Below are 26,730 nucleotides of genomic sequence, written 5' to 3' on the forward strand. Positions count from 1 at the left end.
ATGAACTGTGAAGGGACAGCGTAGTTTATTCATCCTTGTAAACGACCCCATCTTTCATCACATATTTTACGTGTTTCATTTGAGAAATGTTTTCAACAGGATTTCCATCCACAGCAATGATATCTGCCAAGTATCCTTTTTGAATCATTCCCATTTCATCAAAATGAAGAATTTTTGCATTCAGTGAGGTTGCGGACTGTAAGGCTTTGATGGGTTCCATGCCGTAGGCAACCATAAGTTCCAGTTCCCGGTAATTTTCTCCGTGAGTAAATACACCAACATCGCCACCAAAAACAATATCAACTCCTGATTGCAGTGCCAGTTGAAAGGATTTTTTCTTTTTTGCCACTCGTTCTGGGTCGGGTTCGGCACCTTTTTTCCAACCTTGATATTGCGATATGGCATCTCCCGCGGCAAGGGTAGGGCAAAGGGCTACTCCATTTTCTTTCATCAAACTAAAGATTTCAGCCGTACCGCCATCTCCGTGTTCAATGGTTTCCACACCGCCCAAAATGGCGCGCCGCATTCCTTCTGGGGTACTGGCATGGGCCACCACATAGCGACCAGCTGTGGTAGCTGCAGAAACCATAGCGTTTATTTCTTCCTGTAAAAAGGTAGGTTGGGAGGGCTCTCCCTTGCCCCAGCGGTAATCCGCATATATTTTTATGAAGTTGGCCCCGTTGCCCAGTTGAGTTCTCACTTCTTTGATGGCATTTTCCCTACCGCTCACGGGAACGGCACCGAGAGGCACTGTAACACCGTCATGGAACCCTTTTGGACCATAAGCTCCTGTTGCCACTATGGCTGGACCCGCCATTAAAGTGCGCGGGCCTGGAATAATACCGTCGTCAATTGTCTTTTTGAGGTAGATATCAGTATAACCTGCTCCCTCCGAACCCAAGTCGCGCATGGCGGTGACGCCTGCCATCAATGAATTTTTGGCGTGAACGGAGCCTCTGATAGCTCTCTCAGTGGGTGATTCCTTCAGAACTTGGTCGTTCCATTCTGTTTCGTTGTATGGGTGCAACAGCAAATGGGAATGTCCTTCAATAATCCCTGGCATCAGGGTCATGCCCTTTAATTCTTTTTTGGTGTAGGAACTGGCTCTTTTCAAGTCACTTAACGGGCCAGCGTAAGAAATTCGGTTGCTGTCAATAGCCACCACCCAACGGTTATGGATTTCCTTACCATCAAAAACCCGTTCGGGTACGAGTAGGATTTGTGATTGCAACGTGTTCACTAATAAGGCAATAGCTAAGATGAATAGGTGCTTTGATTGCATGATGAGGTTGTTGTTTTGGAATTAATCCATCACTGAGTTCTTCAATAATTCCTGAAGTTGTTTTTTAGAAAACACCTGATTTCCCTTGATCACGGAGTAAATCTTCTGGGTATTCTGGATGTTTTCCAATGGATTGGCATCCAAAATGACCAAATCGGAGACTTTTCCTTTGGAAATTCGCCCATAATCATCCGTTTGACTTAAGAATTTTGCTCCGTTTGGGCTAGAGGTTCGCAGTGCATCGAGAGGTGATATCCCGTTCTCTACCATGGCCTGTAATTCCTTGTGCAAGGAAATACCAGGATAGGCATAAGAGTTGAACGCCCCGCTGTCCGACCCAGCCAACAATTGAACTCCTGCAGAATCGAGCGATTTCGCCAATTCGCCAAAAAAAGCATCCAATCGCTTTCTATTTTCCCTGGCCTCTTCGGATGAATTTAATGCTGATTGTATTCTGCCTTGATAGGTTTGAACGATACCATCACCCATATATTGAAGATAGGCATCGTTGCTATGGTCCACCTCGTCCATATAACTCAATGTTTCGCCAATGTGAAGGGTCGGAACTACAAAAACATCATTTTCTTTTAACGTATTAAAGGTTTTGTGCGCAGTGCTGTCCGTATAACCTTCCATAAGGGCGGGCATGGCATCCCAAAAGCCAATTTCACCCTGATTCAGCTTCTCGGTAATTTCCATTTCATTGCTGGCACAACCTTTCATGATGTAGTAGAGGTGCTCAATGCCATCCATCCCTGCGTTTATGGTCTCATCCAAGGTTACAGTGAACGGCATATGCCCAGAAACGGTAAATCCTCTTTTCTTGGATTCCCTTATTGCTGCCAAGTAGTTGTCAGGTGAAATTCTACTGTCATAAATTTTTACAAAGTCCACGTTTAAAGATTCTAGCGAATCCAATGCTTGTACAATATCATCTTCCGATTCCACTTCCAAGGAACCTGCCCATCTGCTATTGGGGCCATCTATTTTTGGTCCAGCGGTAAAGATTGTGGGACCAACCAACTCTTCTAATTCAATTTGATTTTTCCAGTCCATAACGGAATGGGTGAGGTCGCCGCCTGCATCACGAACCGTGGTAATGCCATTGGCAATGAACAGTTTTAGAAAGTTTTTGTTGTTTTTGATTAAGCTGTCACCTCCCCGTAAATGGATATGATTGTCCCAAAACCCTGGCAATACATACTTTCCAGAGGCGTCGATGGTGGAATCAGCCTTAAAATTACTAGAGTCCACAGGTTCGATAGCTTCAATTCCCCCAGCGGAAATAAGTATGTTTTGCTTTTCAATTTTTCCGGTTTCCAGATGGATGACCTGGGCATTGGTAATTGCGAGATCGTAATAGTTGATAGTTTCCTTCTTACAGCTAGCAATCATGAAGAGAAGGGATAAAAGTAGAGGCCTAATCATTTTGGGTTGGTTTATTATGATCTTTAAAGATACCTGATTTTTTATTTCCCATCCCTTTGGGTTTTTCCGATTTTTTTGGTGATTTTTAACCAAATACAAGTTTTGAAGGAAACAAAACCAAGCTGGCTCTATTTACTATTATTGATTCTCTCAGGTGAAGCCATCTTTATCCTTCCTTTTGTATTCCCTCGGGTTTTTAGGCCCACCGTATTGGATGTTCTGGAATTGGAGAATGTAGAGTTGGGACTCTGTTTTTCCGTTTACGGTTTGGTTGCCATGGTTTCTTATGTGTTGGGAGGGCCTTTGGCCGATAAGTACCAACCCAGAAAATTGATAGCTATTGCATTATGGATGACCGCTTTGGGCGGGTTCATATTTGCCCAATACCCGGACATGTGGGTGCTTCAGATAGTTTATGGCTGGTGGGGGTTTACGACCATCTTTTTGTTTTGGGCAGCCATGATAAAGGCCACAAGAATTTGGGGAGGCACCAACTCGCAAGGAAAAGCCTTTGGTTTTCTTGATGGTGGGCGAGGACTTACGGGAGGGCTTTTCAGTTTGTTGGGGGTAGTGGTATTTTCTTTCTTTTTATCCGAGTCTCCCGAAGTTGCCGACCTTAATGACCGAAAGGAAGCCTTTACCTATGTTATTTATTCTGCTTCCATAATCATTATACTCATAGGAATTCTGGTCTGGTTTTTTATGAAATCGGACAAAAATGATGAGAAAGTGACCTTGGAGCGTATTTCTTGGAATGAAATCAAGCAGGTCTTAAAATTGCCATCGGTCTGGCTTCTGATGGTAATTATTCTTTGTGGTTATGTGGGATATAAGATTACGGACATCATTTCCCAATATGCCGAAGAGGTGATGCTCTACAACCAAGTGGAATCGGCCAAGGTGGGAACATTGTTGCAATTTCTTCGTCCGGCCACTGGTATTTTGGTTGGTTTGATAGCCGATAAACTTAAGATTACCTGGCTTCTGTTCGTGAGTTTTGTATTGACCTTGATTGGAGGTGTATTGTTTGCCAGCGGGGTAATTGCACCTACTACAACGCTTTTGTTCTTTATGTCTGTTGTTGTAATAGCGGCAGGTGTATACGCTATTCGGGCATTGTACTTTGGCGTAATGCAGGTGGGCAAAATCCCGATGACCTTAACGGGAACTGCGGTAGGACTCATTTCGTTGATAGGATATACTCCGGATGTGTTTGCCGGTCCCGCGTATGGTATGCTATTGGACGCGCACCCAGGCGAAGAACTGGGTCACCAACATGTTTTTTGGATGCTGAGTGCCTTTGCCTTTGTTGGCGGTTTGGCAGCATGGTTCTACCAAAGAAAATACGGTAGATGATTTTTCTAGTTCCTGTATTTGACGTTTTTTTCTGAAAAGGTGATGATTTCCTTTATTCTTTTGTTTCGTGTTTCTTCCCGCTTAGCCTGATTAAGCCACATGAGATATCCTTTCCGTTGCCCTACGGTGAAATTCTGAAAGTTGGTATGGGCATTTGGCCTCTTTTTAAATGCCTTTTGCAAATCTTCGGGAACCACACCGTTTTCGGCATCATCCAACACGGTCCAAGAACCGTTTTCCTTGGCAATTTCAATCGCTTTTAACCCACTTTGGTGCATCAATCCATTGTCTAACAAATCCTTTATGTAATCCTTGTTCACCTTGCTCCATGTACTCTTCGGTTTTCTTGGGCAGAAGTATTGTTTGCGCTTTCCATCTCCTAAACTTCTTACGGTACTGTCTATCCAACCGTAGCACAGGGCCACCTTTACGGCCTCTTCCCAACGCATACTTTCTTTATGGTGTTCCACCTTGTAGAAGATAAGGTGGATGCCACTGTATGAGCTATGGTTTTCATGAAGCCAATCGCGCCACTCCTCATCATTTTTAAAATAATGCTCCGGGTGCTTCTCCAAATCAGATTTTTTTGGTCTCTATGTAAAAGTTTTTATCGAAAACCACTTGGGTTCCATCTAATTTTTCGGTTTTCCATTCGGCACTTGGGAACAACCACTTCTCGGAACCATCAATAAATAGACGAACTGGCATGTCAAAATCTTGCAACACATCTGTGTATCGGAACTTAATCTCGTCTCCTTCCAACTTGTATTCCAAAGTGGGGATCATTGTGGTTCGGAGATATTGATTAAAGAATGCGGATAAATCTTTGCCCGTATGTTTGCTGAGATAACCCTCAATTTCTTTGGTGGTTACTGTTTTGTGATAGAAATCTTTGTTCAGTCCTCGTAAAATTTGACGCCATTTGTCATCATCCTCTACCAATTGGCGAAGTGTATGCAACATGTTGGCACCTTTATAATACATATCCCCAGAACCGGATTTGTTGACTCCGTAGGGTCCGATAATGGGACTGTCGTTCTGGATATTGCTTCGGGTTCCTACAACATAAGCTTCAGATGCTTTTGTACCAAAATGATAATCCAGATACAGGTTTTCCGAGTATGCTGTAAACCCTTCGTGAATCCACATGTCGGCAATGTCCTTGTAGGTGATATTGTTTGCAAACCATTCATGTCCCGCCTCGTGGATTATGATAAAATCAAACTGCAAACCCCAGCCAGTTCCAGACAGGTCCCTTCCCAAATATCCGTTCTCGAACTTGTTTCCGTAGGTAACGGAACTTTGGTGTTCCATGCCCAAATAAGGAACTTCCACGAGTTTAAAACCATCCTCGTAAAAAGGGTAGGGGCCAAACCAATACTCAAAAGCTTGCAGCATCATCGGGGCCTGTACAAACTGTTTTTTGGCCTTTTCCAAATTTTCAGGCAGTACATAATAATCCAATTTTAAAGGACCGTTCTCACCTTCGTAAACTTCATCAAAATGGACATAGTTTCCAATATTTACGTTTACACCATAATTGTTGATGGGGTTTTTTACTACCCAATTGTAGGTTTTGAATTCACCTATTTCCTCAACGCTTTCCAGCTGTCCGTTTGAAACATCCATTAGTTCTTTGGGAACGGTAACGCTGATGCGCATACTGTCCACTTCGTCGTACATATGGTCTTTGTTGGGCCACCAAACACTTGCTCCCAAACCTTGGCAGGATGTAGCTACAAAAGGATTGCCATTTTTATCCTGTTTCCAAGAAAAGCCACCGTCCCAAGGTGCACGTACGGCCTCTCGTGGTTGCCCCGAATATGTGATTTTAACTTCGTTGAATTCTCCCGGAACTTGTTTTTTCTTGAGTTTGATGAAATGTGCATTGCCCTCAGAAGTGAACTTCAATTTTTTTCCATCTTGCTCAATAGATTCAATCTTCATGGGTTCTTGAAGATCAATTTGAAGTACTTTGGCTTCTTTCAAAACTTTATACTTTACCACGTTGTAGCCCGAAATAAACTTCTTTGAAGGCTCGACCTTAACATTGAGGTCGTAGTGATTTAAGTCCCACCATTCCCGTTCGGGTGTAATACTGCCCCTTAAAGTATCTTGTCTTGTAAGTTCTTGGGCGTTAATGGACCATACCCCAAGTATAAAGGCAAAAAGAATTAAACTTTTTTTCATTGTTTTTTTGTTATCTGAATACTTTATTTGGAAAAACTACTGGACTTTCGTGTCCATCTTTACCTATGGACGCAACACCAAAAAAGAAATTGTCTATCACAACACCATCTAAGGTGTGTTCGGTTACATTGCCCACATATTTGTAGTTGTCCCAAGTAGGGGAGGTGGTATCTCTCCAATATATTTTATACCCTACGGCTCCCTCGACCTTGCTCCATCGAAGTTTTGCACTGGGTTCCACAATTCCACCGATTTCAACAGTTTCGGGAGCGGGTGGCGCCCATGCAATGGATGCAAGGGTAATGGCATTTACGGCGGTCAGCTTTTTGGCGTATTCAAAATTAACGTGCTCCAAAACGTCTCCGTAGGCAATGCCGTTTTCCTCGCGTATATCTTGATGTTGCTGTGTGTAGTTCTCATGGGCTTCCATAATTCGGATTCCAGCATATCCGGCGTCGTTGAACGGTCTATGGTGTCCACCTCTCCCGAACCTATCCAGTCGATAGATCATCATGGGATTCATTTCGGGCATATAGGTTTTGGTGGTTTCGTACACGTAGCGCGCCAACTGACGGGAAATCCCATCCACTTCGCCACCATAAAAACGTCTGGCCCTTCTTTCTTCCTCTGTTTCGGTTGGAGGCACAGGTTCGGAGAATATTCTAAAATCCCTATTACTCACAACGCCATCGACTCCTGTGATGTTTCCGATCATATCGTTGTTAAGAATGCCCACAATATCCCATCCCTGTTCTTTGGCGTAGGCCGCTAATCCCTTACCGCCATAAAGGCCCTGCTCTTCGCCCGAAAGTCCAACGTAAATGATACTGCTCTCGAACTTGTATTTGGATAACACACGGGATGCTTCAATGGTTCCTGCCATTCCGCTGGCATTGTCGTTGGCTCCAGGGGAATCCGAAGTATAGTTGGTAGGGTCGCTGACACGGGAATCAATATCCCCGCTCATGATTATAAAACGGTTGGGAAATTTGGTCCCTCGCTGGATGGCGACCACGTTCACAATTTCCACATCTTTTACGATTCGGGCATTGTCACCTTTCTCGATTAGATTTTTTTGATAAAAGACCTCTAAACAATTTCCACAATCGGAAGAAATTTTATCAAACTCTGACTTGATCCATCTTCTGGCGGCACCAATCCCTCTAGTCTGGGAAACCGTATCGCTCAAGGTATGTCTGGTTCCAAAATTGACCAAGGTGGTAACGTCAGATTCGATACGTTCCGACGAAACCGCATTGATAATGTCATAAATTCTGGTATCGGTTTGCGCATGAATTGTTGTAGTGAAAACCACAAATAGCAAGGAGAATATTTTTCTCATATTAAAAAGCGTTGGTTTTTTTCTGAAAATATGAAGCGTGAAAATAACAAAAAGGACCCAAAAGTACATACACAATGCCCGGAAGACCATAATATAATCCCAATTGGAGTTCTGCAATTACGATGGAAACAAGGGCAACAAGTACAAATAACCCAAAATGCCGGGCATAAAAAAGATGTGTCATATTGCTGTTGTTGGCTTTTTTGTAGACCCTTAAATACATAAGGGCATAGCATGTGAAGATGAGGAGAAATCCAAGACTGTACAGTTGGAACAATGAAGAAAATTCATCTGCATTGATCTGTAGTGCTCCCGTCCACGAATTGATCAAGGATTTTATGGGGAAAATGTAGTAGAGTATCAAAAACAGCAGAACTGCATTGAGGCCAATGATCATATTGTCCATATAATTGGTTCTTCGGAAAAAGTTATAGTGCACCGACCACAATCCAACCAAGGCAAAAAAACTGACACCAAAACTCAAAAACACCATCCAGTCCACTTGGAGTATGGAACTTTCTGCCTGGGTGCCCACCGAAACTACCAATAATGTGGCAGCAAAAGCAAAAACCCCATCGCTAAAAGCCTCAATTCTACTTCTATTATGGGGTAGCTTCATTTTGGTTATTGAATAAAGGTGACCTTGGTAATTTCTCCGTTCTTTACTTCGTAAATGGCAATGGCCCTTACCAAATTTCCATTTACGGTTACGGATTCATAATCTATGACTTTGTTTCCGATTACGATTCTGTTTACAATCTTACAGTTCAAATCCGGTGTGCTTCCAAAAAATGAGCTGTACTGTTGCTTTAGTTTTGAAACACCCTTTAAATTGAGTTTTTTGGGAAATTGATAGAGTTCAACATCTTGGGCATAAGTTTCAGAAAAAGCTTCGATATCTCTGTCGTTATATGCTTTCAGTTGTTCTTGTACAATACTTTCCGCATCGGTCAAGGGCCCATCGGGGAAAATAAATGTCATGGATGCGATAAGTCCATTTTCAATCTGGTAAATGGCCACTTGATGTCCTTCCCTGCCATCCACTTTGGTAATTTCCTCATCGATTACGGTGTTTCCCAAAATAATTCGATTGACCACTTCTACGCTCGATGATTCCACATTTTCAAAAAAGCGTTCGTAGTTCTCCTTCATCGTATCATTTCCCTGATACATTTTCTCATTCGGAAAACGTGTGACCAGCACATCCTCTGCAAAACAAGAGACAAAACCATCCAAATTTCGCTGATTAAAGTCCCTCACTTGCTTTTGAATGATCTTTGCTACGGATTCCTCCGCAACAAAAGCCAATCTTTTACGGTTTGGGCTGATGGCAATTCGGCTAATGTTATTGATTTCCTCCTGATCAAATTCAATGATGGGCTGCCATCCATCTTCCGAGCCAATATCCTTCGTTAAGAGCTTTTTGCCAGCTCCCGTAATGATGGTATTTTCATCCAACCAGCAAATATCTTCTTCTTTGCCATAGGTGTTGGTAATTTTTTTGGATTCGCCCGTTAAGGGGTCTAGGGAAAGAATTTCCCAGGCATTGTTCTTTTTGCCGATAAAACTGACCAGATCGCTATTGGGGATGTTGTGCAATGAACGCCCTACATTTTCGTAAACCGTATTTTGGGTGTTTTCTTCCAAGTCCAAGACCACGAGGTCCATGCGATTTTCAACCAATACCGTAGCCACCAATATATGATTGTCGAACCAAACGTGGTATCCTATCTTTAGGTCTGATATCGGTGTTGATTTGCTGGTTTCAACATCATATTCGTAAAGGCGTTGAAGACCGTCCACATCCAAGCGAATGGCAGAAATTGCCTTCTTTCCTGGAATCCGAAGAGGTGAGTATTCACTGCCCGCCGTAGTGTAGGTCAACCATGATGAAGTGCTTCCTTCATTGACATTAAATTGAAGAATGTCCGTTTGGTCTTCTCTGGTCGAAGCGAACAAAACACTGCCGTCGTCCCAAAAAGAAGGTTGATTGTCATATCCTGGGTTGTTGGAAATGTTTTTAGGGTTGGTCAAAAGGGGTTTTCCATTATTCAGTTCCAAATCAAAAAGATAGACCTCTGTTTCGGCCTGTGCCCATCCTTGGCCATAGGCCAACAGAAAGCAAATAATAAAAAACCTTTGTATCATGGTTTTGTAAAACGTTTTAAAAGCTGCCTTACCCTAGCGGTGTTTTCCACATGGTATTTGGCCTGTGTTTTTTTAAGTCCGACCTTAACGGTGATTGCCGAATCGGGTAGTTCTTGGAACATAAATTCATCGGTCCAATCATCGCCGATGGCAAAAACAAAGTCGTAATCATCTTCGCTTAACATACGAGTGGCAGCCCTTCCTTTGTTCACGTTGCTGCTCTTTATTTCCATGACCTTGTTTCCGTTCAATACACTAATATCGTCATTACCGATCAAACTACGCAACACTGTATTGAGCTCTGTGGCCCTTTTTGTTCCAAAATCGGGGTCGGTGTTGCGATAATGCCAAGCCAGTGAGTAGTTTTTTTCTTCGATGAACGATCCTGGGGTCCTGTCCACGAAGGATTCGAGCACTGGTCGGATTTTGTCCATCCATTCGCCCTTTACCTGTTCCAACATCTTAAAATCCTCTCCATTTCGGGAAATCCATACCCCGTGCTCCACGATCATGTTGTATTTTTTGGGCAAGAACCAACGTCCAAAGGTTTGTTTGTCCCTTCCGCTTATTAAAAACACGGTAGTATTTTCCTGGGCGTTCAGTTCGTCCAAGAGTTCGTAAAGTTCTTTATCAGGCGAGGCTTGTTGCGGATCTTTGTGGAATCCAGCGAGGGTCCCATCATAATCCAAGAACAACAACCGTTTTTTTGATTTTGCATAAGCTCCTTGGATGGACAATAATATTTCGGAGGACATTTTTTCGGAAATAAACGCTTTGCCCAGATCTCTTTTTTCTTTGAGGGCATTCATGAATTCATTGGCCCAAACCTCCACATTATAGCGTTCCAATCTTTTCTGTAAAAAGGTGTTTCGGGACACTTGCTCTTCCAAGGGCATGTTAAAGGCTCTCTTCAAAGTGTCCGCTTGTTGCTCAAAATTGTTCGGATTGATTAATAAAGCCTCGTTCATTTCATACGCCGAGCCTGCCATTTCGCTCAGGATAAGCACACCAGACTTGTCGGTACGTGTGGCGATGTATTCCTTGGCCACCAAGTTCATTCCATCTCGCAATGGGGTCAACCAGGCAATATCGCTGGAGGTGTATAGGTCGATCAAGCTTTCAAAGGGCAGGGAACGATAGAAATACCAAATGGGGGTCCAGTTTACCGTGGACAATTCCCCGTTGATTCGGCCTACCAATTCATCGACCTCTCTTTTTAATAATTGATATTGGGGCACGTTGGAACGCGAGGGCACGGCCAATATGATCAATCGTACCTTTTCTTTGTATTCTGGATATTTTTGAAGGAAATATTCAAATGCGTTGATACGCTTTGCAATTCCCTTACTATAGTCCAAACGGTCTATGGAAAGAATAAGCTTGGTATCGGGTGCGGATGCCTTGTGGTTGTCCAAACGGAGCTGTAAATCGCTTCGCTCGTCCTTACTTTTAGAGTCGTGCAACACGGCGGCATCCCTAAACTTTTTATAATCGATACCCATAGGGAACGAATCCACTTTAATAACCCTGTTGTCCAAATAAATCTCATTGAAGCTTACATCCAGTCCTATCAGTCTTCGTACAGAGCTCAAAAAATGTCTCTCGTAGTCGTAGGTATGAAAGCCGATAAGATCGGAACCCAACAGTCCTTCCAAAATCTCTTCACGCCAAGGAAGGGTTCGGAAAATTTCAAAAGAGGGGAAGGGAATATGTAAAAAGAAGCCAATAGTGGTATCGGGACGTTTTTCGCGCACCATTTGTGGAACGAGCATCAATTGGTAATCATGAATCCAAATGGTATCGTCCTCATCCGAATTTTCGATGATGGCATCGGCGAACTTTTGGTTTACTGATTTATAGGTGTCCCAATAATTCAGTTCAAATTCGGAATACTTCAAAAAGTAGTGGAACAAAGGCCATATGGTTCTATTACTGAAGCCGTAGTAAAACCCATCAATTTCATCGGCATTCAACTTTACTTTGGCGCAGCCATGCTCTTTTAGGGCCTTGTCTATATCATCTTCCAGTTCTTCTGGCGTTTCTTCGTCCGTTAGTCCAGACCAACCGATCCATAGACTTTCGCCTCCACTGTGCACAGATTTCATCCCTGTGGCCAAACCTCCAACACTTGGTATTGCATTGAGTTTTCCATTGCTAATTTGTAACTGAACGGGTAATCGATTTGAGATTATGATAGTTTTGCCCATAAAAGGATAATTTTTGACGTATTTTAATTTTTTGTTTCTTTAAAATTCGGGAAATTCGAGCGCAAAACCAATTCATTCTAACCCTTTTGAGAAATTTTGACCTATGGACAACTTGAATTACGGAATTATAGGAAATTGCAGGAGTGCGGCATTGATTTCCAAAGAAGGCTCCATGGATTGGTGCTGTTTGCCCCAATTTGACTCTACTTCAATATTTGCAAAATTGCTCGATGAGCAAAAAGGAGGCAGTTTTGAAATACGTCCAATAGGCGACTACAGCATTGAACAGGAATATTATCGCAATACCGCAATTTTGATTACTCGTTTTTCTGAAGGCGATAATGTGTTCGAGTTGCATGACTTTATGCCCCGTCACCATAAAATGAACGGAAGATACAAAGCGCAGCCCGAGATTATCCGTTACGTTAAATACATTTCGGGAACGCCAAAATTTTCGGTGATCTATAATCCCAAGTTGGAATATGGTTTGGGGGAGACCAAGCATTACATCAAGGAAGATTTTATCGCCAGCCTTACCCATAAATTAAAATATGACACCTTGTTTTTATACACTTCATTTGACAAGGAAGACATTCTGGAAGGCCATGAAATAACACTGAAGGAGGATGGTTACTTCCTGATTCGATATAATGAGAAGATATTAAAACCGACCACCGAAAAAATGGGGTTGGAACTGGAGCGCACGAAGGTGTACTGGTTGGATTGGTCCGCAAAGACACCCGATTATCAAAAGTTCAAGAACCAAATAATTCGTAGTGCCATTACGCTTAAAATGCTCACGTACGACAAGACTGGTGCCGTTTTGGCCGCTGCGACCACATCGCTTCCAGAGACCATTGGCGAGGTCAGGAACTGGGACTATCGTTTTTGTTGGATTCGGGATGCCTCCATGGTAATCAAGGTGGTATCCGAACTTGGGCATAAGAACTCGGCCAAGCGTTACCTGCAGTTTATTATTGATTTGATGCCCGACAAGGATGAGAAACTCCAGATCATGTATGGCATCAACAAGGAAAAAACATTGACGGAAAGGACTTTGAGCCATTTTGATGGATACAAAGGGTCTAAACCTGTTCGTGTGGGCAATGCGGCCTACAAGCAACGTCAGAATGATATTTATGGCATTTTGATGGATGTGATTTATGAGCAGTTGAAGAATTTCAGCAACGATATTGAAAATGTGGAGGAACTTTGGAGCATTACCAAAGGTATTGTTTGGATCGTAGGGAAGCACTGGGAAGAACCTGATAAAGGTATTTGGGAGTTCCGAGGCGAGGACAAGCACTTTACCTTCTCCAAAGTTCTGTGCTGGGTTGCCTTGGACAGGGCCATTAAGGTCGCGAACATGTTCGGGAAAACCAGAAAATTGGAGCGTTGGACGGCCCTTGAGCAGAAAATTAAGGATGATATCCACGAAAATGCATGGAACAGCGATATCAATGCTTTTGTACAGTCGTATGGATCCCGTCATTTGGATGCATCCGTACTGTTGATGGAACCTTATGGTTTTATCCATGCCCGTGATCCAAAATATGTGAGCACAGTAAAGGCCATAGAGGAAGGTTTGAGCAATGATGGTCTTTTGTACCGCTATAAAAACGAGGACGACTTCGGATTGCCATCATCGTCTTTCACCATTTGTACGTTCTGGTTTATCAATGCACTCTTCAAAATAGGGGAGGAAGAAAAGGCTTTGGAGCAGTTCGAGCGTTTATTGAGCTACAGCAACCATTTGGGATTGTTCAGCGAGGACATCGATTTTAAGACAAAGCGTTTGTTGGGCAATTTCCCACAAGCGTACTCGCATTTGGCACTCATTGAGTGCGCCATCAACTTTTCTTCCAAACAGAAGGACGAGCGCATATTGGAGTCCATCAAGTAAGCTGTATAAAGAACAATTGTCATCTCGAGCGCATTCGAGGGGTCCTTGGGAAATCGCAAGTTTGGTTTTGGTCTCGACTGCGCTCGACCTGACATAACTGTACCAAATAAAAAAGAATAAAAAACGCCCCGATCGGGGCGTTTTCAAATCCTAGAGGGTTGAACCCAGCAATTATTTGAATTAGTCAAAGGTATACCCGTTATCTGCGGCAACTTTGTCGGCAATTTGCGTTCTAAGTTTCACAACATTGGGTTGGTTTGTATACTTGGTGAAGCGTTTTAGGCCCATCAGCATCATTCGTTGTTCATCACCCTCGGCAAAGGAAACAATACCTTCCTTGGCTTTTTGCTGAATGATGTCGACCGTTCTGTACAAATACAATTTCGACATTGCGATTTGTGTAGCTTGTGCTTCTTCACCAAAGCGTTTTGCATTTTTCTCCGTTCTGAGGATAGCGGATTCTGCCATATAGATTTGAATCAAGATATCGGAAGCGGCCATCAGCAACATTTGATGTTCTTCCAAATCGGGACCAAATTTCTGAACAGCGCTACCAGCGACCATCAAGAATACTTTTTTCAATCGTGCGATCAAATCTTTTTCTTCTGAAAGCAGTTCCGAATAGTCTGGGGTGTCGAACGATGGAATTCCCATCAACTCTTCACCCACTTTTGTAGCAGGGCCCAAAAGGTCAACATGGCCCTTCATGGCTTTCTTCACCAACATGCCTACGGAAAGCATGCGGTTGATTTCGTTCGTTCCTTCGTAAATCCTTGAAATACGGGCATCTCTCCACGCAGATTCCATTGGGGTGTCGGCGCTAAAGCCCATTCCCCCGAACACTTGAATACCCTCATCGGTGGTGTGCTGAACGTGTTCGGAAACGGCTACCTTCAAAATGGAACATTCAATGGCATATTCCTCAACACCTTTCAACTCTGCTTCTTGGTGGGAATTACCACTTGCTTCGCGAATGGCAATTCTGTCCTCAATATTTTTTGCGGCACGATAACATGCTGCTTCATCCACATAGGCATTGGTGGCCATATCTGCAATTTTTGCTTTGATGGCACCGAAGTTTATGATAGGGGTCTTGAATTGGATGCGTTCGTTAGCGTATTTGGTCGCTTCGTTGATAACACGACGCTGAGCTTCCAAACAAGCTGCTGCCAATTTGATCCTGCCCACATTAAGGGCGTTCATGGCTATCTTGAATCCATTTCCTCTTTCGGAAAGCATGTTTTCAACGGGTACCTTGGTCTCATTGAAGAACACTTGGCGGGTAGAGGAGGAGTGGATACCCAATTTCTTTTCTTCGTCACCAAAACTGATTCCGTTTTCCTTGTCATTTTCAACAATAAAACCTGTAATGTTCTTATCGTCCTCAATCCTGGCAAAAACAATGAACAGATTGCAGAATCCAGCATTGGAAATCCACATTTTCTGCCCTGTGATGCTGTAATATTTGCCATCATCTGAAAGTACAGCCTTTGTTTTACCAGAATTGGCATCGGAACCAGCTCCTGGCTCTGTTAAGCAATAGGCTCCGAACCATTCGCCCGTGGCCAATCTGGGAACATATTTTTGCTTTTGCTCCTCGGTTCCGTAGAGTGTGATGGGCATGGTACCAATCCCTGTGTGCGCGCCGAACGCCGTACTGAATGAGCCAGTGGCGCCAGAAATGTAGTCGCAAACCAGCATGGTGGACACAAACCCCATTCCCATACCGCCATACGCTTCGGGTACCGCTACGCTCAATAAGCCGAGTTCGCCTGCCTTTCGCATGCATTCTTCGGTGTATGCATAGTCTTTTTTCTCAAAGCGTTCCCAATGGGCCCAAAGTTCGCGGTCTACGAATTCCTTGGTGCTTTCGCGCATCATTTTTTGTTCTTCGTTGAGGTCCTCAAGGGTAAATACATCCTCGCATTTGGTCTCCTTGACCAAGAATTGACCTCCTCTCAAAATTTCTTTGTTTGTAGTTTCTGTACTCATTTTTTATTGATTTAAGATTCAGGAGACAAGAATCAGGACTTATTTCAAACCATCTTGAAACCTTGAAATCATTTTCTGTAACTGTTGGATTTTTTGCTCTAAAAATTCAAATCTTTCATCGGAAATATATTGCTGGTTAAAGGCAACTATCAATTGTGTTTCCCACTCAAAACTTGAGCCTAGACTATCCTCTATATATTTATTAAAATGCTTATTTGATGATTTGCTAGTGCCTTCCGCAATATTTGAAGGAATTGAAACAGCACAACGAATCAATTGGGAGACTAGATTGAATTTTTCCATAGTAGGAAATTCTCTAATCATTTTATATGTTTCCTCAACTAAAACCATTCCTTCTTGCCAAATCTTAAGTTTTTTGAAATTATGTTTACCCATAGTCTTGATTCTTGCTTCTAAGAGTCCTGGTTCCTACGATAAAAACTCGAATATCCCCGCGGCACCTTGGCCTGTACCTACGCACATGGTCACCATGCCGTATTTGCCCTTCATGTCCCGCTTTCTCATTTCATCAAAAAGTTGAACGGACAATTTGGCCCCAGTACATCCAAGTGGATGCCCGAGCGCTATGGCTCCTCCGTTCACGTTGACGATGTCCTGATTCAATCCAAGCTCTCGAATAACAGCTATCGATTGCGATGCGAAGGCTTCGTTCAACTCGATGAGGTCTATTTGGTCCTGTTTCATCCCTGCTTGTTTTAGCGCTTTTGGAATGGCTTTTACAGGTCCAATCCCCATGATTCTTGGTTCCACACCTGCTGCGGCATAGTTGACCAATCTTGCAACGGGCTCCAAGTTCAATTCTTTGACCATTTCCTCGCTCATTACCATTACAAAGGCGGCGCCATCGCTCATTTGCGAAGAGTTACCTGCGGTTACGCTTCCTCCTTCGGCAAAAACTGGTCTTAACTTGTTCAACGTTGGGATGTTGGTTCCTTTTCTCGGACCTTCATCTTTTTTGACGGTGTATGTTTTGGTTTCTTTTTTTCCAGCTTCGTTCACAAACGTGTGTTCGACTTCAATGGGCACGATTTGATCTTGAAAACGACCTTCTTCTTGGGCCTTTAATGCTTTCATGTGGGAATTGAAGGCGAATTCATCTTGGTCCTCACGAGATACCTTGAATTGTTTGGCAACGGCTTCGGCGGTAAGCCCCATGCCCCAATAATAATCTTCGTGACCTTCTTTGGCCGTAGCGTAATCAGGAGTGGGTTTGTAGCCCCCCATGGGGATATAGCTCATGCTTTCGGCGCCGCCAGCAATGATGCAATCCGCCATTCCCGACTGTATTTTTGCCGTTGCAATCCCGATGGTTTCCAATCCTGATGCACAATAACGGTTTACCGTAACCCCAGGTACATCCTCAATGTTCAGACCCATTAAGGAAATCAGTCTTCCCATGTTCAAACCTTGTTCGGCTTCTGGCATGGCGTTCCCCACAATAACGTCGTCAATACGTTTTTTGTCCAGTTGGGGAAGCTCATTCATCATGTATTCGATGGTTTCCGCCGCCAGTTCATCTGGGCGCTTAAACCTAAACAGGCCTTTGGGCGCTTTGCCTACGGCTGTTCTGTATGCTTTTACTATGTATGCTGTTTTCATTTTTTCTTTTTGATTTTTAGATTCAAGAACCAAGAGTCAGGATTTTAGGTCTTGGCTCTTTTGTCTTGATTCTTGTTTCTAATTTCTCAATGGTTTCCCAGTCTTCAACATGTGTTGGATACGTTCCAGTGTCTTTCTCTCGGTACAAAGTGATAAGAATGCTTCGCGTTCCAAATCCAAAAGGTATTGTTCGGTTACCATTGTCGCTTCAGAAAGGTCCCCGCCCGCCATTACATAGGCCAGTTTGTCGGCAATCTTTTTGTCGTGTTCAGAAATGTAATGTCCAGCTTCCATAGAGTCCGTTCCTACCAAGAACATACCCAAAGCCTGTTTTCCAAGCACCTTAACATCCTTGCGTTTGACGGGTTTGGTATAGCCTGCGTCTGCCATCAGTTTGGCATACGCTTTCGCTGTTGCAATTTGACGGTCTTTGTTGACAACGACCACATCTTTTCCTTTTTGAAGGATACCTAAATCAAAGGCCTCATAAGCTGAAGTTGATACTTTGGCCATCCCGATGGTAAGGAAGTACTCTTGAAGCACGTTGAGCTCCACATCGTTTTTTCTGAAGGTATCGGAAGCCCGAAGCGCCATTTCCTTGGAACCGCCTCCGCCAGGAATCACACCTACGCCGAATTCAACCAAACCAATATAGGTTTCGGCCGCGGCCACCACCTTATCCGCATGTAGCGAAAGTTCGCAACCACCGCCCAAACACATACCATGCGGTGCAGAAACTGTTGGGATGGAGGAATATCGCATCCGCATCATGGTATCCTGGAACATTTTGATGGCCATGTTCAGCTCATCATATTCTTGTTCCACGGCCATCATAAAAATCATCCCGATATTGGCACCAACAGAGAAGTTGGCAGCTTGGTTACCAATAACCAATCCTGCAAAATCCTTTTCGGCCAGATCTACGGCTTTGTTCAAGCCAGCCAACACATCGCCCCCAATGGTGTTCATCTTGGATTGGAACTCACAGTTCAGGATTCCATCACCCAAATCTTCGATAACAACACCACTGTTTTTGAAGACTTCCTTGGTTTTTCTGATGTTGTCCAAAATAATGAACGCATCCTGGCCAGGAACTTTTTCCATGGTCTTTTTGGGAATGTCGTAGAAGTAGGTGTTGCCTTCCTTCACGGTGTAGAAGGAATCAATTCCCGCTTCTTTCATTTCGGATACCCAAGGAGCGGCTTCCAGACCTTCGGCCTTGATGAATTCAAGCCCTTTGTCGAGTCCTACGGCGTCCCAAATTTGGAACGGTCCATGTTCCCACCCGAAGCCAGCCTTCATGGCATCATCTATTTTGTACAATTCGTCCGTAATTTCGGGAATACGGTGGGTCACGTAGGCGAAAAGTGCTCCAAAGCTCTTTCTGTAGAATTCTCCTGCTTTGTCCTTACCGTCTACCAATACGGGGAAACGATCAATTACTTTATCAATGGTCTTGGTGAGCTCCAAAGTGGCAAACTTTGCACTTTTTTTGGAGCGGTAGTCCATGGTGTCCAAATCCAGTGTTAGGATTTCGCTCTTACCATCGTCTCCCTTGACTTTTTTGTAGAAGCCTTGTCCAGTTTTACTTCCCAACCATTTGTTATCCATCATGGTTTGTATGAAGTCGGGCAATTGGAACAGTTCATGACGTTCATCGTCCTTGCAGTTTTCACTGATTCCGTTGGCCACGTGTACAAGCGTGTCCAATCCAACCACATCCACCGTGCGGAAGGTGGCGGATTTCGGTCGTCCGATCACAGGTCCTGTCAACTTATCCACTTCTTCCACCGTCATACCCATTTCCTTGACCATGTGGAACAAGCTTTGTATGCTGAATATTCCGATACGGTTACCGATAAATGCGGGTGTGTCCTTGGCAACGACCGAGGTTTTCCCCAAGTATTGTTCACCATATCCATTCAAAAAGTCCAGAACCTCTTGGGAAGTTTTAGGACCAGGAATAATTTCGAATAGCTTTAAATATCGGGCTGGGTTAAAAAAGTGTGTTCCACAGAAATGTTTCTGGAAATCATCACTTCTTCCTTCGCTCATAAAGCGGATGGGAATCCCCGATGTGTTCGAAGTGATTAAAGTTCCAGGGGTACGGTGTTTGTCCAAATTCTCAAACACTTGTTTTTTGATGTCCAACCGTTCCACGACCACTTCAATGATCCAATCTACATCGGCCACTTTGGAAATATCATCTTCCATATTTCCAGTTGTGATGCGATCGGCAAAGCTTTTGTGATAAATAGGGGAGGGTTTGGATTTTAAGGCGGAAGCCAGTGATTCGTTCACCAAGCGATTGCGGACCGCTTTGTCCTCCAAGGTGAGTCCTTGCGCCTTTTCCTTATCGGTAAGTTCACGTGGGACTATATCCAATAATAGTACTTCGACCCCAATATTCGCAAAATGGCATGCAATGCCACTTCCCATAATTCCGGAACCGATTACGGCAACTTTGTTTATATGCCTTTTCATGTGCGGGTTTGTAATTTAATTATTAGTTGTTTTTGTATAGACTTTTTTGTCTGTAATAAGCTTATTGATGATGTCAATTATATTAAAGAAACCCACTAAATCTTCTTGCGTGGTATTTTCTTTGACCACTTCATTAAAACGCAGCACTACTTCTTTGGATTCTTCTCTTTTTTCCAAACCAAGTGGAGTCAAAAAGATTAGCACACCTCTGCCATCTTTTGGGTTACGTTTACGCTCTATATAGCCTCTTTCTTCAATATTCTTTAGTATTCTGGACAAACTTGTTGCTTCCATTCCCATTTTAGGTCCCAAAGTGGTACTCGGTGTACCTCCTTTTGGGGCGATGCTCAGTAAGGTAAATCCAATGGCCATTGTAAGCCCATAATTTTTAGCTTCCTCATTGTACATTTTGCTAACAGCTTGCCAGGTTGCCCTAAGGGCGTGATCAATGGTCAAATCTTTCATAGAACTTGTTTGGTATTCTCAAATATATAAAAATTTATTATGCATGCATAATAAATTTGGATTAATAATGGCGAAAAAAAAGCCTGCAATCTGCAGGCTCTTAATTTTTTTAAAGGAATGGATCAATGCCCATAAATATCATTGTACAAATCCAGATACATTTCCTTAACGGGTTTACGTTTTAGTTTCATGGTAGGGGTAAGGTGTCCGTCTTCCACACTCCACACATCTGGTGTAAGCCTGAACTGTTTTACCTTTTCCCATTTGGCAAATTCTTGGTTGGCCCAATCCACTTCCTCTTGCATGCGAGCGATTACCTTTTCGTTTTTCACCAATTCTTCATTGGAGCCTAAGTCGATTTTATGTCGTTTGGCCCATTCCTTAACGAACTCAAAGTTGGGCTGAATCAGAGCGGCGGGCATTTTTTCACCCTCGCCCACTACCATAATCTGCTCAATGAACCTTGATTGCTTAAAACGGTTCTCCAACAATTGAGGAGCCACATATTTTCCACCAGAAGTTTTGAACATTTCCTTTTTACGGTCGGTAATGCGCAAAAAGCCTTCGGCATCAATCTCACCGATATCCCCCGTATGGAAATAGGCCCCTGTCATTACCTCGGCTGTTTTTTCGGGGTCTTTGTAGTAGCCCATCATTACATTGGGACCTTTGCAAAGGATTTCTCCATCCTCGGCAATTTTCACTTCTACTTCATCAATCATTTTGCCTACGGTTCCGATTTTCCAACCTTTATTACGTTGGTCGTTCACAGCAATCACGGGAGAGGTCTCCGTAAGTCCATAACCTTCCATTACGGGCATATCTGCGGCCGCAAATACCCTGGCAAGTCTGGGCTGCAAAGCTGCACTGCCTGAGACCATCACGGACAAATTACCGCCCAAACCTTCTTTCCATTTGCTGAAAATAAGTTTTCTGGCCAGTCCAAGTTTTTGCTCGTACCACCAGCCGTTGGCCCCATAAGGTTCAAACTTGAGACCTACTTCCACGGCCCAGAAGAACAATTTCTTTTTGATGCCCGTTAAAAGCGCTCCCTTGGCAATTATGGCATCATATACTTTTTCCAATAGACGAGGTACCACCGTCATTACGGTAGGCTTGACCTCTTTGATATTATCACTGATTTTGTCCAATCCTTCAGCAAAATGGATTTCAACTCCGCAATATTGGTATAAATACAAAATCATGCGTTCAAAAATGTGGCACACGGGCAAGAAACTTAGTGCCACCCCTTCGGTTTCAAAAGGTACCCTCGGTTGACTGCACAATACGTTGGAAACGATGTTGTTGTGAGATAGCATCACCCCTTTTGGTCTTCCCGTGGTTCCAGAAGTATAGATCAGGGTTGCCAAGTCATCAGGTGTAACGCTTTCTTTTAATTTTTCAACTTCTTCTTGATTGGAGGTGTCAGCTCCCATTTCCAGGACCTCGCTCCAGTTTTTGCAATCACTGAGTTGATCAAAGGAAAAAACATCTTTTAAATTCTTGACCTTGGATTGGATGGCCTTGACCTTTTCAAACACCTCTTCGCAAGAGACAAAGCAAATCTTGGCTTCGGAGTGATTCAAAATGTATTCGTAATCCTCTTCTGCAATGGTCGGGTAAATAGGTACGTTCTGCGCCCCGATTTGGAGAATCCCGATATCAACAATGTTCCATTCCGTACGGTTGGTCATGGAAATCACCGCAATTTTATCATTGGGTTTGAACCCCATCCTGAGCAAGGCCCTGCTTATCGCATTCGCTTTGTCAATGTATTCCTTGGTGGATGTTGCTATCCACGTACCGTCACTTTTGGTGACCAATGATTTTTCTAACGGGTATTTTTCAAGCTGATAGTATGGGAAATCAAATAATCGGGTAACAGTTTGCATAGTAAGTTTTATGTAAAGCGATTGCAAATTAGGGAAAGAGAACCGTATTTTAAAACGAGTTATTCAAAAAAAAGCATAATTATTTGGTAATTTTATATAATATGCAATTTCATGCCTTCATGTGAATCTACAAATCCCAAAGTTTTATAAAACTTAAGTGCATCTGGTCGTTTTTTGTCCGTAGTCAGTTGTACCACATGTGCACCTCTTTCTTTTGACCTTTTGATGGCCCATTGGAACAATTGTTTGCCAACACCTTTGTTACGATGATTCTGATGAACCCTTACAGCTTCAATTTGAGCACGAATACCGCCTTGATAGGTCAAATATTGGATAAAACTCAGTTGCAGTGTACCAATGACTTGGTCGTGCTCATTTAAAATCACAACCAACTCTTGATTGGGGTCATTATCAATATTCTCAAATGCTGAATAATATTTTTCGGGAAGAGGTTCTTGAAAATCTTCCCGAAGTTTGCCCAACTCATCATTGGCAAGCATTTCCACGATAAGCGGTACATCTTCTATTTTAGCTTGCCTTATGATCATATTATTTGTTTTCCAACCATTCCCTAGCATTCACAAAGGCTTGTAACCAAGGCGATACCGCATCATTTCTATCCTTTGGATAGTGTGCCCAGTTCCATGGGAAGGTGGAGCGTTCAATGTGCGGCATGGTCACCAAGTGCCTACCTGTTTTGTCGCACAGCATAGCAGTGTTGTAATCACTTCCATTTGGATTGGCAGGATAACCTTCGTAACCATACTTGGCCACGATATTGTATTGGTCCTCGGTATGTGGCAGACTGAATTTACCCTCACCATGACTGATCCATACACCCAAGGTGGTCCCCGCCAAGTTGGACAACATCACGGAGTTGTTTTCCTGAATTTTCACAGAAGTAAAACCACTTTCGTGCTTGTGCGAATCGTTATACGTCATTCTGCCATGGGTGCCATGTTCTGGGTTGATAAGATCCAACTCCATGAACAACTGGCAACCGTTGCAAATCCCTACGGATAAGGTGTCTGGTCTGGCGAAGAAATCTTGCAGCGCTTTATTGGCCTTTTCGTTGTATTTAAAGGCACCTGCCCAACCTTTGGCACTGCCCAACACATCGGAGTTGGAGAAACCTCCCACCGCACCAATAAATTGGATGTCCTCCAAGGTTTCCCTTCCTGTAATGAGGTCGGTCATGTGCACATCTTTTACATCAAAACCAGCCAAGTACATCGCATTGGCCATTTCGCGCTCGGAATTACTTCCTTTTTCACGAAGTATGGCCGCTTTGGGTCTATCATTGCCTCTCGACTGTGCTCGAGGTGACAATTGACCATCAAAATTTTCGGGGAAAATATAGTTTAACTGCTGATTCTTGTAATTATCAAATCGGTTCTTGGCCAAACCATTGGCAGTTTGTTTGTTGTCCAATAGATAGGATGTCTTGAACCATGTATCTCGCAAGGATGCAATGTTCAATCCTATTTCAATGCCGTTGTTCTTGATTTTCAACGTGCTTTCTGAAGATGGACTACCGATTTTGGCAAATTCAATACCCGAAGCTTTCAATTCATTTTCTACTGAATCATCCTTGGCTTGGAATACCACACCAATATTTTCAGAGAACAATAGTTTGATGGTGTCCTGTTCGTTCAAACTGGACAGATCTAAGTTGGCACCCAAATCATTATCAGCAAAGCAAAGTTCCAAAAGTGTAGTGATCAAACCACCTGATGCCACATCGTGCCCCGCCAATAGCTGACCATCTTTGATGAGCTTTTGCAAGGTATTGAAAACGGTCTTGAAATAACCAGCATCCAAAACAGATGGGGCTTCATCGCCAATGCCGTTCAAAATTTGTGCAAAGGAAGAACCGCCCAATTTGTGGCCGTCTTTAGATAGGTTGATATAATAAATGTCCCCGCCGTCTTTCTGCAAAACAGGTTCCACCACTTGGTTGATGTTGTTGCAATTGCCTGCAGCTGAAATTATTACCGTTCCTGGGGACAATACGTCACCGTCCTTATATTTTTGTTTCATGGAAAGCGAATCCTTTCCTGTGGGCACGTTGATGCCCAATGCTATCGCAAATTCCGATAAGGACTCCACGGCCGAGTACAAACGCGCATCTTCACCTTCATTTCTGCAGGGCCACATCCAGTTGGCGGATAGGGATACGGATTTAAGTCCATCTTTTAATGGTGCCCAAACAATATTGGTCAAGGATTCCGCTACGCTGTTCCTGCTTCCTGCAACAGGGTCTATCAAAGCTGAAATAGGGGAGTGGCCAATACTGGTGGCGATGCCTTCTTTTCCTTTAAAATCGAGGGCCATCACACCGCAGTTGTTCAATGGCAATTGCAAGGGTCCTGCACATTGTTGCTTAGCTACGCGTCCTCCCACACAACGGTCCACTTTGTTGGTCAACCAATCCTTGCAGGCCACGGCCTCCAGTTGAAGCACTTGTTCCAGATAATCATGGAAATGCTCCAGGGAATAATTGAGGGCTGGATATTTTTGCTGGGCAGTCTTGTCCGCCATAATAGTTTTTGGAGAGCTTCCGAACATATCGGAAAGTTCCAGGTTCATTGGGGTTTCGCCAGTTTCACCAGAAGTAAATTTAAAGGTATGGTCGCCTGTAACTTCACCCACATTGTACATGGGGGAACGTTCACGAGCCGAGACCCGTTCCAATAGATCTAAATCTTTCTCACCGATTACCAATCCCATACGTTCTTGGGACTCGTTCCCGATCAATTCCTTTTTGGAAAGCGTAGGGTCGCCAACGGGCAATTTGTCGGTATCAATGGTACCTCCAGTTTCCTCGACCAATTCGGACAGACAATTAAGGTGTCCGCCAGCTCCGTGATCGTGAATGGAAACAATGGGGTTATCGTGACTTTCGAACAATCCGCGAACGGCGTTCGAAGCTCTTTTTTGCATTTCAGGGTTGGAACGCTGTACCGCATTCAATTCAATGGCAGAACTAAATTCCCCAGTATCTGCACTGGATACTGCGGCCCCGCCCATCCCGATACGGTAGTTGTCACCGCCCAGAACAACTATTCTGTCTCCCTTACTTGGCGTATCTTTCAAGGCTTGGTCGGTTTTTCCATAACCGATACCACCTGCCATCATAATCACTTTGTCGAAGCCCAATTTTCGTGCTTCTTCCTCATGCTCAAATGTCAAAACGGAACCAGCAATCAGGGGTTGACCGAATTTATTTCCAAAATCAGATGCACCGTTGGATGCTTTGATCAAAATATCCATCGGTGTTTGATACAACCAATCTCTTTCTTTCATGCCCTTTTCCCAAGGACGGTTTTCTTCCAATCGGGAATAAGAAGTCATGTAAACCGCGGTTCCTGCCAATGGCAAAGACCCTTTTCCGCCAGCCAATCGGTCACGAATCTCACCTCCAGAACCTGTTGCGGCGCCGTTAAAGGGCTCCACAGTGGTCGGGAAGTTATGGGTTTCCGCTTTTAGAGAAAGCACGGAATCAAACTCTTTTTCTTCATAAAAATCGGGCTTGTCCGCACTCTTGGGTGCAAACTGGATAGCCTTTGGACCCTTGATAAAGGCCACATTGTCCTTATATGCCGAAACAATATCGTTGGGGTTGGCCTCGGAGGTCTTTTTGATCAATTTGAATAAAGAAGAAGGTTTCTCTTCTCCATCAATCACAAAAGTGCCATTGAAAATTTTATGCCTGCAGTGCTCGGAATTAACTTGGCTGAAACCAAACACTTCGGAATCGGTCAATTTACGATTCATTTTTTTGGCAAGTCCTTCAAGATAGGCAACTTCTTCTTCGCTCAAGGCTAACCCTTCTTTTTCGTTGTAAGAAGCAATATCATCAATCTCCTTGATGGATTCTGGAACAATTTCAATAGTGAAAATATCCTGCCCCAGTGATGTATATTTCTGGGAAAGCATGGGGTCAAAATCAGTGAAATCCTCTGAAACAGCATGGAACTCCTCAATTCGGATAATTCCCGTGATGCCCATGTTTTGGGTAATTTCAGTGGCGTTTGTACTCCAAGGAGTAATCATTGCGGCCCGTGGCCCAACAAAAAAGGCGTCAAGTGACGCCGCTTCGATTTTAGGCTGGTTGCCAAACAACCAGATCAGTTTGTTAGTATCTTCCTGAGCGATTTCCTGAGCGGTTTGGACGGCAAAAACCTTGGTAGCCTTGTCCCCAAAAAAATGGATCATACAATCTTTGCGTTGAACGGTTTAAGAAAGTGCAAAAATACGATTTTACTGCGTAATTCATCCTACTGTAAAGCTGTTTTGTTAACGAAGTGTTGTTGATAGCATGGTTGTTTGAAAATTTAGCGATATAATTTTTATCAATTCACTAAAAGTCAAGCACAGAGGTGTGTAAAACTGAATCGATTGAAGTTGTTTCCTTATCT

At 43.5% G+C, this 26,730-nt stretch carries 18 protein-coding genes; 2 read left to right on the forward strand and 16 right to left on the reverse strand.

The window, feature by feature from the left end; genetic code table 11:
* Window positions 1-25: 25 nt before the first annotated feature.
* Window positions 26-1,282: a metal-dependent hydrolase family protein gene (locus tag J0656_RS08775; RefSeq protein ID WP_237688897.1), complete on the reverse strand. Its 1,257-nt coding sequence runs from the start codon at window positions 1,280-1,282 to the stop codon at window positions 26-28.
* A 21-nt stretch (window positions 1,283-1,303) separates the two neighbouring features.
* Window positions 1,304-2,710, reverse strand: a complete 1,407-nt coding sequence (locus tag J0656_RS08780; protein ID WP_207032950.1) for an amidohydrolase family protein — start codon at window positions 2,708-2,710, stop codon at window positions 1,304-1,306.
* A gap of 102 nt (window positions 2,711-2,812) precedes the next feature.
* Here J0656_RS08780 and J0656_RS08785 point away from each other — a divergent pair, with 102 nt between their 5' ends.
* Window positions 2,813-4,066: an MFS transporter gene (locus J0656_RS08785; protein WP_207032951.1), complete on the forward strand. Its 1,254-nt coding sequence runs from the start codon at window positions 2,813-2,815 to the stop codon at window positions 4,064-4,066.
* A gap of 5 nt (window positions 4,067-4,071) precedes the next feature.
* On the opposite strand, the gene J0656_RS08790 is transcribed toward J0656_RS08785, so the two are convergent.
* From J0656_RS08790 to J0656_RS08815, 6 genes are read right to left on the reverse strand one after another with little or no spacing between them, the layout of a single operon-like run.
* Entirely contained in the window at window positions 4,072-4,641 is a 570-nt protein-coding gene (locus J0656_RS08790; RefSeq protein ID WP_207032952.1) for a YdeI/OmpD-associated family protein, read from the reverse strand.
* A gap of 1 nt (window position 4,642) precedes the next feature.
* Window positions 4,643-6,256, reverse strand: a complete 1,614-nt coding sequence (locus J0656_RS08795) for a M1 family metallopeptidase (protein WP_207032953.1) — start codon at window positions 6,254-6,256, stop codon at window positions 4,643-4,645.
* A gap of 10 nt (window positions 6,257-6,266) precedes the next feature.
* The gene (locus J0656_RS08800) at window positions 6,267-7,598 is read right to left on the reverse strand and encodes a M28 family metallopeptidase (RefSeq protein ID WP_207032954.1); all 1,332 of its coding nucleotides are present in this window, start codon (window positions 7,596-7,598) and stop codon (window positions 6,267-6,269) included.
* Between the two features lies 1 nt (window position 7,599).
* A complete protein-coding gene (locus J0656_RS08805; protein ID WP_207032955.1) occupies window positions 7,600-8,217 on the reverse strand; it encodes a TMEM175 family protein in 618 nt (205 codons plus the stop codon).
* A gap of 5 nt (window positions 8,218-8,222) precedes the next feature.
* On the reverse strand, window positions 8,223-9,746 hold the full coding sequence (locus tag J0656_RS08810) for a nuclear transport factor 2 family protein (protein ID WP_207032956.1): 1,524 nt from the start codon (window positions 9,744-9,746) through the stop codon (window positions 8,223-8,225).
* Window positions 9,743-11,953, reverse strand: a complete 2,211-nt coding sequence (locus J0656_RS08815) for a bifunctional alpha,alpha-trehalose-phosphate synthase (UDP-forming)/trehalose-phosphatase (protein WP_207032957.1) — start codon at window positions 11,951-11,953, stop codon at window positions 9,743-9,745. The genes J0656_RS08810 and J0656_RS08815 overlap by 4 nt, the downstream gene beginning before the upstream one ends.
* A 103-nt stretch (window positions 11,954-12,056) precedes the next feature.
* On the opposite strand from J0656_RS08815, the gene J0656_RS08820 reads away from it, so the two are divergent.
* The gene (locus tag J0656_RS08820) at window positions 12,057-13,856 is read left to right on the forward strand and encodes a glycoside hydrolase family 15 protein (RefSeq protein ID WP_207032958.1); all 1,800 of its coding nucleotides are present in this window, start codon (window positions 12,057-12,059) and stop codon (window positions 13,854-13,856) included.
* 180 nt (window positions 13,857-14,036) lie between these two features.
* Here J0656_RS08820 and J0656_RS08825 read toward each other — a convergent pair whose 3' ends face one another.
* The 8 genes from J0656_RS08825 to purL all read right to left on the reverse strand — a co-directional run bounded on the left by J0656_RS08825 (window position 14,037) and on the right by purL (window position 26,527).
* The gene (locus tag J0656_RS08825; RefSeq protein ID WP_207032960.1) at window positions 14,037-15,848 is read right to left on the reverse strand and encodes an acyl-CoA dehydrogenase FadE; all 1,812 of its coding nucleotides are present in this window, start codon (window positions 15,846-15,848) and stop codon (window positions 14,037-14,039) included.
* A 39-nt stretch (window positions 15,849-15,887) separates the two neighbouring features.
* Entirely contained in the window at window positions 15,888-16,244 is a 357-nt protein-coding gene (locus J0656_RS08830) for a four helix bundle protein (RefSeq protein ID WP_207032962.1), read from the reverse strand.
* A 33-nt stretch (window positions 16,245-16,277) separates the two neighbouring features.
* Window positions 16,278-17,468: an acetyl-CoA C-acyltransferase gene (locus tag J0656_RS08835; RefSeq protein WP_207032964.1), complete on the reverse strand. Its 1,191-nt coding sequence runs from the start codon at window positions 17,466-17,468 to the stop codon at window positions 16,278-16,280.
* 78 nt (window positions 17,469-17,546) lie between these two features.
* A complete protein-coding gene (locus tag J0656_RS08840) occupies window positions 17,547-19,952 on the reverse strand; it encodes a 3-hydroxyacyl-CoA dehydrogenase/enoyl-CoA hydratase family protein (protein ID WP_207032966.1) in 2,406 nt (801 codons plus the stop codon).
* 15 nt (window positions 19,953-19,967) lie between these two features.
* On the reverse strand, window positions 19,968-20,417 hold the full coding sequence (locus J0656_RS08845) for a MarR family winged helix-turn-helix transcriptional regulator (protein ID WP_207032968.1): 450 nt from the start codon (window positions 20,415-20,417) through the stop codon (window positions 19,968-19,970).
* 122 nt (window positions 20,418-20,539) lie between these two features.
* Entirely contained in the window at window positions 20,540-22,309 is a 1,770-nt protein-coding gene (locus J0656_RS08850) for an AMP-dependent synthetase/ligase (protein WP_207032970.1), read from the reverse strand.
* A 92-nt stretch (window positions 22,310-22,401) separates the two neighbouring features.
* Entirely contained in the window at window positions 22,402-22,857 is a 456-nt protein-coding gene (locus J0656_RS08855; protein WP_207032978.1) for a GNAT family N-acetyltransferase, read from the reverse strand.
* Between the two features lies 1 nt (window position 22,858).
* Entirely contained in the window at window positions 22,859-26,527 is a 3,669-nt protein-coding gene (purL, locus tag J0656_RS08860) for a phosphoribosylformylglycinamidine synthase (protein ID WP_207032980.1), read from the reverse strand.
* Window positions 26,528-26,730: the final 203 nt, after the last annotated feature.

This window comes from Flagellimonas aurea (genome assembly GCF_017313785.1).
GTDB lineage: Bacteria > Bacteroidota > Bacteroidia > Flavobacteriales > Flavobacteriaceae > Flagellimonas > Flagellimonas aurea.